The following is a 12,990-nucleotide window of genomic DNA, read 5'->3' as shown; positions in this document are numbered from 1 at the left end:
CGACCGCCATGAGCTTTCAGCCTCCCATCATCCCCGCGACCGAAGTCCCCGCCGCGCTGCGAGAGCGCGGCTACGCCGTGCTCGGACGCGACGGCCTCTGCGAGCTCGCCGGGCTCGTGTCCTCCGCGCTGGACGCCCTGCCACCGTCCTGGAACGACCTGCCCCTGGACGGCTTCCTCCGGGACGGCGGCCGCTACCGCTCGCGGCGGCACGCCTGCTTCATCGTGGACGGCGCATCGGTGACGCAGGTGCCACACCGCGCGCACTGGCAGCCGGTGGAATACAACGCGCTGCACGGCGGGCTCGAACGCTGGTTCGAACCCGTGCAACCGGACGTCGTGTCTCGTCCCGTGTGGGCGGGGCTGATTCGCGGCATCGCCGCCACCTGCTCCCAGCTCAAGGGCGAGCGCCCCTGGTTCGTCGAAGCCCACCAGTTCCGCATCGACACCACGGACGGCATCGGCCGGCCGACGCCGGAGGGCGCGCACCGGGACGGCGTGGACTTCGTCGCGGTGCTGCTCGTGGGCCGCGAGAACATCAAGGGCGGCGAGACGCGCGTCTTCGAGGCCGACGGCCCCAACGGCCTGCGCTTCACGCTGACGGAGCCCTGGTCCGCGCTGCTGCTCGATGACGCCCGCGTCATCCACGAGAGCACGCCCATCCAGCCCCTGGAGGGGACGGGCCACCGCGACACGCTCGTGCTCACGTTCCGCTCCGGGGGGTTCCAGGGACCCGGGTAGCGGCTCTGCTCGTTCCCGGACACTCCGAGGTTCGTCCGCGCGCCGCAGGACACACGCGCGCGGCGGACGGGGTGGCGCGCGTTGCCGATCCGCGTTCGCGTCATTAGACGCATTGCGCAAGGCACCCTCACCCAACTTGGAGCATTCCTCGAATGATTGTCGGCCGGAGGCTGTCCTGGCAGATCATCCTGCGTTACACCGGCAAAGCCGTTGCGATTCACGTGCTGTTCGCGCTGGCGGTGAACATCGGCTACCGCGTGTTCGACGCATCGTGGATGGCCGTCCCCGCCATGCCGGTATCGATTCTGGCGGCGGCGCTGGGCGTGCTGCTCGCCTTCCGCAACGGCTCCGCGTACGACCGTTGGTGGGAGGCACGCACGCTCTGGGGCGGCGTGGTGAACTGGTCGCGCACCTTCGCCCGTCAGGTGCTGACGCTGCTGCCCAACCCGGAGACCAACGGGGGCAGCACGCCGGCGGGGCTGGAGTTGCCGTCGCCCGTCTCACCGTTGCTGAAGACCGCGGTGGAGCGTGGCGGCTCCGTGTTGACGGTGGCGGGGACCCGGGCGAGCGACGGCGCGGTTCGCGACCAGTTCGGCCAGGCGCGCGTTCACCCGGAGCAGGGAAGCCCCCGGGCCAAAATCGCGGAGTTCGGTGACTCGGGCGAGGCCCAGGGCGAGGCCCGCGGCGTCATCTCCAACATGCACGGAGACGTCACCGAGGACGCGCGGGAGCTGGTGTACGCGCAGATGGGCTTCGTGAACGCCATGCGTTGCCACTTGCGGCGGCAGGACCCGCTGCCAGAAATCGTCCCCTTCTTCCGGCCCGAGGTCATCGAGGCGCTGCGCGAGGAGCAGAACGTCCCCTCCGCGCTGATTCTCTGGATGGGCACGCGCCTGCGCCGCATCTACGGGCAGGTGTCGGACACGCAGAAGGTGATGTTCCTGCACGTGACGATGGACCGGACGCTGTCCGAGCTGACCGACCTGCTGGGCGCGTGCGAGCGCATCAAGAACACGCCCCTGCCCCGTCAGTACGACATCCTTCTGCTGGCCATCACGCGCGCCTACCTGGTGCTCCTGCCCCTGGGCGTCGTGGCGGACCTGGGCTGGCTCACCCCGTTCGTCACCGCCGTCATCGCGTTCCTCTTCATCGGGCTGGATGCGGTGGGCCGGGACATCGAGACGCCGTTCGAGGACGACGTCAGCGATACCCCCATGACGGCCCTGTGCAGGACCATTGAAATCAACCTGCGCCAGATGCTGGGGGAAACGAAGCTTCCCGCTCCCGTGCAGCCTCAAAATGGGCTTCTCTATTGAGGCGTGACGACCGCTGGCCGCATCCCGCTGTTCGAGAACGTGCGTGGCCTCCTCATCCTCCTGGTGGTGATGGGGCACGCGCTCGAACCGCTGCTGACGCGTGAGCCGCTGGCGAGGGCGCTCTACTCCGGCCTGTACCTGTTCCACATCCCCGCCTTCGCGTTCCTCTCCGGCCACCTGTCGCGCGCGGAGACGGGCGCGAAGGCGCTGGAGGCCATCGGGTGGGGGCTCCTCGCGCCGCTGGCCGTCTTCCAGGTGCTGTACGTCGCCTTCGACGTGTGGGTGCTCGGCCGCGAGTGGAGTCCGCACTGGGGGATTCAGCCGTACTGGCTGCTGTGGTTCCTCGTGAGTCTCGCGAGCTGGCGCTGGGTCCTCCCGCTGCTGCGGCGCCTGCCCCAACCGCTGACCTGGGCCGTCGCGCTGTCGCTCGGCGCGGGGATGCTGGCCTGGGTGGGCTACCCGTTCAGCCTGTCGCGGACCTTCGTGTTCCTGCCCTGCTTCGTCGCGGGGCACCTGATGCCCAGAACCTGGCTGCTGACGTCCTCGGCTTCGCGGACCTGGCGCGTCGCGCTGGCCTCCGCCGTGGCCGCTGGGCTGGGCGTGGGTGTCTGCACCATCGCCCTGGGCTGGCTGCCGGCCCCCAACACGCAATGGCTGTACGGAAGCAGCGGGTATGCCGCGCTGGGAACCCCCGCGCTCGCCGGCATGGCGACACGACTGACACTCTTCTGCGGCGCGCTGGCGCTGACGTGGGCGCTGTTCACGCTCGCCCCGCGCAACGAGGGCGCACTGACGCGCTTCGGCGGGAGGAGCCTGGCGGCCTTCCTCCTGCACGGGTTCTTCGTACGAGGCGCCGAGGCCACGGGCGCCTTCGCGCACCTCCAAGGGCCGCTGGGCGTCGCGCTAGCGCTGGTGGCGGGAGCGCTGCTCGCCGTGCTGCTGGGCCACCCGCAGGTGGTGCAGGCCACGCGTTTCCTGTGGGAGCCCCGGTGGCTCTTCCAGCGAACGCGTGGCGCCGTCCCTGGCCTGGGGCGCTGAGCGGGCCTACTTCTTCCCGTACTCCAGCTTCACGCCCTTGCGCTTGGCGTAGATGTACGCCTCCATCGCGCGCATGCGCGGGTCGCCATCCGCGAGCGGCCTGCCGCGCACCGGGTTCTCGATGCACCAGTTGATCATGTCGCGCAGCAGCGCCACGCGGCCGAGCTGCACCTGGTACTTCGGATACGTCTCCGGGTGGGTGTTGGACGCGTCCGGGTGACACATGTCACAGGAGATTCCCACCGTGCCGCCAATGGCCTGCGCGTCATGGAACACGCGGTGGCCCTCATCCACGAACTGCTCGGTGGAGGCGGCCCAGATGGCCTCGTCCCGGTCGGAGAACGCGCCGTAGGTGTGGCCGTCCTGGATGGGCACCGCCTGCTGCTTCTTCACCTCCGCGCCGCCGCTCTCCGGCGTCACGCCGCCCTCACGCACCGTGCCCTTGGATGGCGCGGGCGTGCGCGGCTGCTGGGTGCGCGGCGTGGTGGAGCCCGGCGCGGGCGCCTGCGCCACCAGGGGCACCGCGTCCCAGTGGGCGTTGGGATTCTTGCGCAGCCACTCCTCCATCAGCGCGCCCGACACGTGCTGGGCCTGGGCGCGCGTCAGTGACTCGCCAGCCTTGACGCCCTTCACCTCCATGGACGTCTCGCCGTCGCACAGCCCCACCACGAGGTTGCCGTCCTTCGACACCGGTAGCTCGTGCTTCTTCACCTCGGGCGCCTGGGTGCCCCGCGCGGGCGGCGACACGGGGCCGGTGGCCAGCGCCACGCCCCCCGCGAACGACAGCACGGCACCCGTTCCCACAAGCAGCTTCATCCGGAAGGTCATGGTGTCCCTCGCGCTCAGTAGCTCGGCAGCTTGGTCCGGGGCGGCACGTCCCGCTTCCCACCCGACGCGAGGTAGCTCGCGCGCACGGAGATGGGGTTGCGCTCCCAGAGGTTGTACAGCTTGTCCACCATCCCCGACTCCAACACGTCCATCCGCCCGTCACCGCAGCCGTCGAACTGGCTGAAGGGGTCCGAGCGGTTCATCTGCACCGTCAACTGAGGCAGGCCCTCGGGCGCGTAGGGCCAGGGCCACGCGGTGGACAACATGCCGTGGAAGCTCATGTTGCCAATGCGGTTGCTGAGGAGCTGGTGCGTGTGCCCGTGGATGACCGTCACTGTCTGGAACGGCTTGAAGAGGGCCTGCACCTCGTCCGCGTCGTCCGTCCAGAAGTTCCAGGGCCGGTAGTACTTGTAGAGCGGAGAGTGGCTGAAGACGATGATGGGCGTCGCCTTGTTCACCTTCGCCAGGTCCTGACGCAGCCATTCGCGCTGCGGCGCGCCGACCTCGAAGCGGGACTGGATGCCGTTGTCCAGGCCCGCGACAATCTGCATCCGCTCCTCGGGCGACAGGCCCCGCTCCGTCCAGAAGTCCTTCTCCAGGATGGAGTTGAGGACCACGAAGTGGACGCCCTTGTGGTCGAACGAATAGTTCGGCGGGCCGAACAGGTCCGTCCACAGCTCGCCCATGTCGAGGAACCAGTCGTGCTCGCCCGTCATCATCCGGATGGGCGCCTTCACGCTCTTCAGAATCTCCGCGCCCAGCTTCAGCTCGCCCGGCTTGCCCAACTGCGCCAGGTCTCCGCCGAAGAGGACGAAGTCCGGCTGCGGGTCCAGGCCATTCACGTCATCCACGGCCTTGAGGATGGCGCGCACGAAGCGGTCGTTGAGCTTCTTCTCGTACAGGTGCGTGTCGGAGATGTACGCGAAGGAGAAGCGCGGCTTCGTCCCCTGCGCCTCCGCCACGTTGACCAACTGGAAGCTGTGCGGCGTGCGCAAGCCCATGCCCGCGGCGATGCCGGCGGAGATGCCCGCCACGCGGAGGAAGGCCCGGCGGTCCAGCTTCTTCAAGTCATCGAAGAAGGCGTCGCGCTCTGCGTAGTGCTTCGTCTCGATGCTGCGGAACTTGTTCCCCATGACGGCGTCTCCTAGGGCTTGGACGTCGAAGCGGGCTTCACCTGGGCCTCGGTGCCGTACACACCGATGTCCGCCGGGTTCTTCACCGCCAGGTCCGGGTTGGGGGCCAGGTCACCCAGGTTCCCCTTCTTTCCCATGGCCACCGCGGTATCGCGCTCCGGGCGTTTGCTCTTCAGCCCGCGCTGCCGGGCCTGCTCCTGGGTGGCGAACTTCACGAACTGCTCGTCGGTGAGGGTGAACAGGAAGGCCACCACGTCGTCGATTTCCGTCTCCGTCAGCCCCAGCCGCTGCATGCCGCCGTCCAGGTACGGGTTGGGGACGCCGCCCTTGTTGTAGTGGTCCATGACGTCCCACAGCGTCACCAGCGAGCCGTCGTGCATGTACGGACCGGTGATGGCGATGTTGCGCAGGGTGGGCGTCTTGAAGGCGCCCACGTCGTTCTCCTGCTTCGTCACCAGGAAGCGGCCCAGCTCGGAGAAGCGCGTCTCCAGCGCCAGCTCGTCAATCTGCTTCTCGTCGCCGGTGCGGACGACCTTCAATCCCTCGCGGGCGAGCTGCGGGAAGTCCGTCTTGTGCGCCGCGATGCCGATGTTGTGGAACTTCTGGTCGCTGAACAGCGGCGACACCACGTTGCCCGCGTGGCAGGTGTTGCAGCGGGCCTTGCCGTTGAAGAGCGCCCAGCCCCGGCGCTCCGCGGCGGAAAACGCCTTCGCGTCGCCGGTGATGAAGCGGTCGAAGCGCGCGTTGCCCGAATAGAGCGTGCGCTCGAAGGCGGCGATGGCCACCGCCAGGTCGTCGAAGTTCACCTCGCGGTTGAAGACCTTCTGGAAGTCCCGCACGTACTCCGGAATGGTCTTCACCTTGGCCACCACCGCCGCCTCGTCGGGCATGCCCATCTCCCGAGGATTGAGGATGGGCAGCTTCGCCTGGTCCTCCAGCGTGGAGGCGCGGCCGTCCCAGAACTGGGAGGCATTGAAGAGCGCGTTGAGGATGGTGGGGCTGTTGCGCGTCACCTTCTGCCCCTTCACGCCCTCGGACACCGGCTTGGCGTCGGCGAAGCCCAGGCGCGGGTCGTGACAGGTGGAGCACGACACCGTGTTGTCCACCGACAGCCGCTGGTCGTTGAAGAGCTTCTCGCCCAGGAGCACGCGCTCAGGCGTGGGAGCGAGGTGGGGCGGGACGGACAGCTTCCACAGCACCGCGGACACGCCGGGTGGCAGGTCAGCGGGCGAGGACACCACCTCCCTGTCCTGGGGTTGAGCCTGCCCGGAATGGGCGAACAGCAGGACGGCGAGCGACAGTGCAACGCCACACGGCGGGCGCATGGTCTCCCCTCCCCACCAGACACCGGGCACACCGCGAGGAAGTCGCGGCACCGTGGCTGGGGTCAGTTCTTTCCTGAAAACAGCACTGTACCGGAGCCGCGGTCCAGGGTCCGTTCCCGGGAATGTCCATCAATGGAGCAATGGCAGACACCTTGCGTGGGCTGCCGAACACCCCCGGCGCGTGCATCTTTCCTCAAGGGAAGACAATCCAGGAGGGCGTCATGTGGGATCCGGGTGAGTTGCGCGAGGGAATGGCGGTGCGGGACGAGCACGGCCGGAGGCTCGGCACCGTGGTGGAGATTGGAGACACGCACTTCGAATTGGAGCAGGGCTGGCCGCCCAGCCGCGATTACATGGTGAGCTTCCACCTGGTGGCGCGGGTGGACCACGGCGAGGTGTTCCTGCATCCCGGCCACGGCGCCACCGTCCCCACCGAGGACGAGCCGCTCGACAGCGGCGCGTTCATCTAGCGCCCAGGCAGGCTCAAGTCCCGGGAAGCGAAGAGCAGCCCGGACGCCGCCGCGGGCGCGAGCACGGCCAGGGTGATGATGGCGCCATCCAGCAGCCCCTGGGCCAGGGGCACGTTGTAGGTGACGGCCTGCGCGAACGTCAGGCAGGCATCCGCCGCCGTCAGGACGCCCAGCGCCGTGGCCAGGGAGTCCCGCCAGCGGCGCACCAGGGAGAACAGCCCCACCGTCAGGCCCACGTCGAACAGCACCCACGCCCACTGCACCTGCACGGAGGGGAACCACCGCGCGGTGGCGGGCAGCGCGAGCAGCACCGTCCAGGGGACGAGCAACACGGCCAGCGCGTGCACCAACAGCCTGGGCCTGCGCAGCAAGGTGGCGACGCCGAAGCGCAGCAGGCTGCCTTGCGCGAAGGCGCGCAGCGCGTCGTACACCGCCAGCAGTCCGCCTCGCGGCGTTGGATAGGACAGCAGGAGGGGCACCCAGGCATCAGGGCGGAACTTCGCCTTGAAGGCGCGCAGGCCCTCGAAGTCGAAGAGGGGCCGGCCACACGTCCGCGCCAGCCGCAGCCACGGCCGCACGGGCCCGGACAGCGGCGCCAGGCCCAGCGTCACGTAGCGCCGCCCCCTGTCCGCCGCGGCCCGCATGGCCGCGTCCACCAGGGACTCCGAGGTGCCGTTGGGCGCGTCCGCGGTCCGGAGCAGGTCCTGGAGGAACCAGCCATCCCGCGCGTACACGGGCACCACCGAGAGGAAGCCCACCACCTTGCCGCCCACCTCCGCCAGGAAGGCATGGCGTTCGCGCGCGAAGTCGTCGGGGTGGAGCTTGACCAGGAACCCCATGGGGGCCATGCGCCGGAAAAGCAGCCAGCGCCGCTTCAACTGCGCCACCGCCCAGGACACGGGGTTGCGCGGGTTCTCCAGCTCCGCGGCGGGGACCTCGCGCACCGTCACGCCGCGAGCCCGTGCGCGGCGAAGCTGCTCCCGCAGGCTGCGGCTGCCACGCACGACGGCGTCCCAGTTCGCCGGGTCCCAGACGGGCTGCTCGCCAATGGACAGCGACGCCATGGGCACGTGCTCATGGAAGCGCGCCTCCGTGGCGAAGAAGCACACGCGCCGGCCCGCCGCCCGCGCCGCCGCATGGAAGCCCTCCGCCACCGCGGCCAGCCGCTCCTGCGAAGCGATGGGCGCCCCGGCGGCCACCCAGGCGCCGCCGGTGTCCACGTACGCCACGCACGCGTCCCCCGCCGGGTCGAACCAGTAATGGTAGATGGGCTGGAGCACCTGGAACGACGTGGCGTTCCAGCCGTACAAGCGCAAGAGCGCCAACACCCGCTCGCGCGGATGCCGGTTCGACACGTCCCCTGGCGCTGGAGGTCCTTCCACGGGCCTGGAAGGTATGTGCCGCATCCAGTGGGCTGCAAACGAGAACACCGCCTGTCCTGCCTCGCGCGCCGCTTCCACACGGACCGCGCGAGACCACACGCCCACGGGGAGGTCGCCCGTGACTGCTCGGGCGTGCCACCCGACAGTTCGTGGGCGCGGAAGCGAGCAGGCATTCGGCGCGCGGCGGATTCGCCGTAACGTGGGGCCCACTCCTCCTTCCTGGGGCGCGTGGCTTGAAACCTCATCCCTTCGCAGCCTGGGCGCTCGCCGCCCTGCTGTCTCCCTCACTCGCCGCCGCCGAAGATGATGCTGGCGGCGTCCGCACCAACACCGCGCGCCTGCTGACCACGGACGCGGCGGAGGTCATCGACGCGCCCGTCCTGGGGCTCCAGCGCACGGCCATCCCGCTGTTCGCGGGCTTCGCGGTGGACACGTCCCTGTATGCCAACGCCTTGCTGGCGCCCAACCTGGGCGTGCGCTGGGCCATGGCCTCGGGATCCCACCGCTTCGTGCTGGGCGCGCGCTACACGCGCTTCGTGGGCGCCTCCGTCTACTCGGGCATCGTGACGTCGGAGGCGGACACGCCCGCGCTCCAGCGCTTCGAGCCGGAGCTGTCCGGCCCGTCGTTCTACGCCGTCTACGGCATGGCGCTGGGCCCGCTCCTGGTGCAGGGCGAGGCGCGCTACGGCATCTACACGTCGGACTACCTCTCCTTCACCGGCGCGGTGGCCTTCAACTTCTCCGGGCACTGGTCCGTGGTGGGTGAAGCGGGCGTGCGCGTGAAGGGCGGCTCCACCCTGCGCGCCGCCGCGGGCATCCGCTACGGCGGTGAGCACTTCGGCCTGGGGCTGGGCGCCACCTACGTGGACATGAGCGACCCGGCGCTTCCCGGTGAAAGCCTGCCCGTCCTCCCGTCGTCGACCTGTCCTGGAGCTTCCGATGATGCGCGCCCTGCTGCTGCTCCCCTGCGTGCTGCTGTTGTCCGCGTGCTCGGCGGAGATCGCCATCCAGACGGAGCCCTTCGACCAGGTGGTGCCCGTCACCTCGCTGCTGGAGCCCGTCTACGCGGAGGTGGCGCTCGACCTGCCGGAGGAGTCCGTCAACACTCAGAACCTGGACATCGTCGTCAACGAGGTCGCCGCCAGCCTCGTCGTGGTCAACCCGTCCCCCACGCTCACCCTGCGCACGGCCGCGCGCCTGTCGCTGACCGGCAGCGCCACGCCGGACAACCCGCGGCTGTACACGGATTTCAACCGGCCGGCCTATTACGACACGGCGGCGGAAATCCTCCCGCAGCGGGACTTCCAGCCCAACTCCCGCACGCCCGTGCGCATCGACGCTCCGGCGCTCAAGAGCGCCATCGGCCGCCGGCGTGTCTGGGTCATCGTCAGCAACACCGTGGTCCGCTCCGGCCTCACGCTGCCGCAGCTTCCGGCGCAAATTCGCCTGGAGGACATCGTCTTCCAGGCCCTGCTCACCAAGCCCTTCCCCGGGCTGGGGGGCGCGCTGGAGGTTGGCGGGCTGTAGCCAGTCGCGGGCGCGAGTGGGAAGCTGTCTGGAACCGACTCGCGCCCGTGACCTTCGCCTACTTCGACAACCTCAGCCACGCGCAGCAACGCGTCTACCGGATGAGTGATTCGGTCCACGCGCTCCGCCTGCGCGAGCCCCGGACGCTGGAGCCCTGGTGACCGCGCTGCGCGAGGCGCTGGCCACGGGCCGGGTGGAGGACACGGAGCAGGCCACCGCCCGCCTGAGCGACGCGTTGTGCGAGCGGCTCGGCGTGGTGAGGACCCGGCTGGAGGTCCTGGAGGTCCGCCCGTCCTCCTCCACCGGCGAGCTGCACGGCATGTACACCCTGGAGCGAGGCCAACGTCCCCTCATCCAGCTCTGGATGCGGACGGCGAAGCACGCGCGCGTGGTGGCCTTCCGCACCTACCTGCGCACCCTGCTGCATGAGCTGTGTCACCACTTGGACTTTCTTCTGCTGGAGCTGCCGTCTTCCTTCCACACGGAAGGCTTCTTCCAGCGGGAATCCAGCCTCTTCCATCAGCTCGTGCCCCGCCCCGCCAGACAACGGCTTTCCGGGCCGCCAAGGGTGTGGCTGAAAACACCCCTGACATAAGTCCAGGCAGGCGGCGGCGCGGAGGCTAGATTCCGCATCCCTATGGCGCACCCGACCGAAGACAAGAACTTCCGCCTTTCGACCTCCATCCGTCCCCGCCGTTACGCGGCCACGCTGACCCTGGACCTGGACGCGAAGTCCTTCTCCGGCCAGCAGACGCTCGAGCTGGACCTGTCGGCGCCGTCGAAGGAAATCATCCTGCACGCCATCGCCCTGGAGCTGGGTGAGGTGACGTTCCGCGCGGGCAACACGCAGCACAAGCCCGCGTCCATCCAGCCCGTGGCGGCGAGCGAGACGGTGGTGCTCCGCTTCGACGAGGCGCTGCCCACCGGCGCCGCGACGTTGGACATCGCGTGGACGGGCCGCTTCACGGAGGGCCTGCGCGGCCTGTACCAGGCGGGCAAGGTGGCGGCCACCCAGTTCGAGGCCGCCGACGCGCGCCGCCTCTTCCCCTGCTTCGACGAGCCCGCCTTCAAGGCGCGCTGGGCCCTCACCGTGCGCGTGCCGCAGGGCCTCACCGTGCTGGGCAACGGCCCGGTGGTGAAGGACACGCAGGAGGGCAACCTGCGCGCGGTGACGTTCCAGGAGACGGAGGTGCTCAGCAGCTACCTCATCGCCCTGGTGGTGGGCCCCCTGGTGGGCACCGACGCGCAGGACGTGCAGGGCGTCCCGGTGCGCACGTGGGCGCTGCCGGAGAAGGCGCACCTGACGCGCTTTGGCCAGGACGTGGCGCTGGCGGTGCTCCCCAAGCTCCAGGACTACTTCGGGCTGCCGTATGCCTTCACCAAGGTGGACCAGGTGGGCATCCCCGACTTCGAGGCGGGCGCCATGGAGAACGCCGGCCTCATCACCTACCGCGAGGTGGCGCTGCTGCTGGACCCGGCCACCGCGCCGCTGTCGGTGAAGAAGCGCGTGGCGGAGGTGGTGACGCACGAGCTGGCGCACCAGTGGTTCGGCAACTGGGTCACCATGGTGTGGTGGGACGACCTGTGGCTGAACGAGGCCTTCGCCACATGGATGGCGTTCAAGATTGTGGACCAGTGGCGCCCGGAGTGGCGCATGTGGCTGGACTTCGACGCGCACCGCGCCAGCGCGCTGCACCTGGACGCGCTCAAGTCCACGCACCCCATCCACGGCGAGGTGCGCAACGCGGGCGAGGCCGGTGAGAGCTTCGACGCGATTACGTACGAGAAGGGCGGCGCGGTGCTGCGGATGATTGAGGGCTTCCTCGGCGAGGCCCCCTTCCGCGAGGGCATCCGGCAGTACATGCGCAAGCACGCACGCGCCAACGCGGTGAAGGAAGACTTGTGGAACGCGCTGGGCGAGGCCGCCAAGCAGCCCGTGGAGGAGCTGGCCACCGCGTGGGTGGGCCAGAGCGGCTTCCCGCTCGTCTCCGTGAAGCTGGACGGGCGCTCGCTGTCGCTGTCGCAGCGCCGCTTCTATTCCGAGCCCGGCGTGACGAGCGGCGAGAAGTGGCCGGTGCCCGTCGTACTTCGCTACCAGGACGCCAGCGGCGTGCGAGAGCAGCGCGTGCTGCTGCGCGACGCGCAGGCCACGGTGAAGCTGGAGGGCGAGGGCGAGGTGAAGTGGCTGACGGCCAACGCCGCCTCCACCGGCTTCTACCGGGTGGCCTATGACAAGCCGGGCCTGGAGAAGCTGGCCACGAACCTGAAGGCGCTGGCGCCCTCCGAGCGCATCTCCCTGCTGGCGGACCAGTGGGCGCTGGTGCGCGCGGGAGAGGTGTCGGTGGCGGACATGCTGGACCTGGCCGGCCGCTTCGGCGACGAGGAGGACGACTCCGTCCTGGACGAGCTGGTGGGACGGCTCGCGTACATCGAAGGCCGGCTGGTGGACGGCGAAGACCAGGTGCGCTTCCGCGCCTGGGTCGAGAAGCTGCTGGGCCCCGGCCTGAAGAAGCTGGGCTGGCAGGCGGCGCCGAACGAAGCGGACCGGGTGAAGCTGCGGCGCGCGGCGCTGGTGCGCGCGGTGGGTGGACTGGCGCGCGGGAAGGAAGCGCTCGCCGAGGCGAAGCCCCGCGTGGCGCGCATGCTCCAGGGCGAGCGCGACGCGCTGGAGCCCAACCTGCTGGACGCCGCGGTGGGCATGGTGGCGCGCGCGGGCGACGCGGCGCTCTTCGACGCCTTCCTCCAGAAGCTCCCGTCGGAGCCCGACCCGGCCACGCAGCGGCGTTACCTGCTGGCCCTCACCGCCTTCGAGGACCCGGCGCTCACCGAGCGCGCGCGCGGCCTGCTCTACACGGACACCGTGAAGACGCAGGACGTGTCCCAGCTTCGTGGCGGGGCTGCTGGGCAACCGCACCGGCCGCGAGGCGTGGTGGGAGCAGATGCGCACGCAGTGGAAGGACGTGGTGGCCCGCACCGGCGGCGCCCCCATGCTGCTGCGCCGCATCGTCGAGGCCATGGGCCTGCTGCGCACGCGCCAGCACCTGGAGCAGATGCAGGCCCTGCTCAAGGCCAGCCCATCCCCGAGGCCCAGCAGGCCACGGCCCAGACGCTGGAGCGGCTGTCCCAGGACGTGGCGCTGCGTGAGCGCTGCACCCCCGAGGTCTCCGCGTGGCTGAAGCGTCAGCCGTGAAGACGTCCCTGACTGTGGAGAGCCTCTCGGGCGTCCGGGAG

12 protein-coding genes are annotated in these 12,990 nt (G+C 69.9%); 7 read left to right on the top strand and 5 right to left on the bottom strand.

All coding sequences use genetic code 11. The features are described 5' to 3' along the window. Positions 1-8: 8 nt before the first annotated feature. The 3 genes from A176_RS00060 (at position 9) to A176_RS00050 (ending at position 3,094) form a co-directional block, all read left to right on the top strand. Positions 9-740, top strand: a complete 732-nt coding sequence (locus A176_RS00060) for a 2OG-Fe dioxygenase family protein (protein WP_002638031.1) — start codon at positions 9-11, stop codon at positions 738-740. A 152-nt stretch (positions 741-892) separates the two neighbouring features. Next, positions 893-2,056, top strand: a complete 1,164-nt coding sequence (locus A176_RS00055) for a bestrophin family protein (RefSeq protein WP_002638030.1) — start codon at positions 893-895, stop codon at positions 2,054-2,056. Between the two features lie 3 nt (positions 2,057-2,059). Then, positions 2,060-3,094, top strand: a complete 1,035-nt coding sequence (locus A176_RS00050; RefSeq protein WP_002638029.1) for an acyltransferase family protein — start codon at positions 2,060-2,062, stop codon at positions 3,092-3,094. Positions 3,095-3,100: 6 nt separating this feature from the next. Here the strand turns inward: A176_RS00050 and A176_RS39510 are convergent, their stop codons facing one another. From A176_RS39510 to A176_RS00035, 3 genes are read right to left on the bottom strand one after another with little or no spacing between them, the layout of a single operon-like run. Further along, on the bottom strand, positions 3,101-3,910 hold the full coding sequence (locus A176_RS39510; protein WP_275472529.1) for a c-type cytochrome: 810 nt from the start codon (positions 3,908-3,910) through the stop codon (positions 3,101-3,103). 26 nt (positions 3,911-3,936) lie between these two features. After that, on the bottom strand, positions 3,937-5,055 hold the full coding sequence (locus tag A176_RS00040; protein ID WP_002638027.1) for a metallophosphoesterase family protein: 1,119 nt from the start codon (positions 5,053-5,055) through the stop codon (positions 3,937-3,939). An 11-nt stretch (positions 5,056-5,066) separates the two neighbouring features. Beyond that, complete coding sequence (locus tag A176_RS00035) at positions 5,067-6,380, bottom strand: cytochrome-c peroxidase (RefSeq protein ID WP_021781179.1); 1,314 nt, start codon at positions 6,378-6,380, stop codon at positions 5,067-5,069. A gap of 221 nt (positions 6,381-6,601) precedes the next feature. On the opposite strand from A176_RS00035, the gene A176_RS00030 reads away from it, so the two are divergent. After that, positions 6,602-6,850, top strand: coding sequence for a hypothetical protein (locus A176_RS00030; RefSeq protein ID WP_002638025.1), 249 nt, complete (start codon positions 6,602-6,604; stop codon positions 6,848-6,850). Here A176_RS00030 and A176_RS00025 read toward each other — a convergent pair. Further along, on the bottom strand, positions 6,847-8,205 hold the full coding sequence (locus A176_RS00025; protein ID WP_226994117.1) for a DUF2156 domain-containing protein: 1,359 nt from the start codon (positions 8,203-8,205) through the stop codon (positions 6,847-6,849). The genes A176_RS00030 and A176_RS00025 overlap by 4 nt on opposite strands. Before the next feature lie 268 nt (positions 8,206-8,473). Further along, positions 8,474-8,719, bottom strand: coding sequence for a hypothetical protein (locus A176_RS39020; protein WP_049872208.1), 246 nt, complete (start codon positions 8,717-8,719; stop codon positions 8,474-8,476). A gap of 452 nt (positions 8,720-9,171) precedes the next feature. On the opposite strand from A176_RS39020, the gene A176_RS00015 reads away from it, so the two are divergent. The 3 genes from A176_RS00015 to A176_RS00005 all read left to right on the top strand — a co-directional run bounded on the left by A176_RS00015 (position 9,172) and on the right by A176_RS00005 (position 12,949). Further along, on the top strand, positions 9,172-9,759 hold the full coding sequence (locus A176_RS00015) for a hypothetical protein (RefSeq protein ID WP_002638021.1): 588 nt from the start codon (positions 9,172-9,174) through the stop codon (positions 9,757-9,759). A gap of 157 nt (positions 9,760-9,916) precedes the next feature. Next, a complete protein-coding gene (locus tag A176_RS00010) occupies positions 9,917-10,354 on the top strand; it encodes a Wss1p-related putative metallopeptidase (protein ID WP_226994121.1) in 438 nt (145 codons plus the stop codon). A gap of 42 nt (positions 10,355-10,396) precedes the next feature. Further along, positions 10,397-12,949 carry a M1 family metallopeptidase gene (locus A176_RS00005; protein WP_261340364.1) on the top strand — a complete coding sequence of 851 codons (2,553 nt, stop codon included), beginning with the start codon at positions 10,397-10,399 and terminating at the stop codon, positions 12,947-12,949. Positions 12,950-12,990 lie beyond the last annotated feature (41 nt).

The organism is Myxococcus hansupus (genome assembly GCF_000280925.3).
Taxonomy (GTDB): domain Bacteria; phylum Myxococcota; class Myxococcia; order Myxococcales; family Myxococcaceae; genus Myxococcus; species Myxococcus hansupus.
This window is presented reverse-complemented; position numbering and strand designations above follow the sequence as displayed.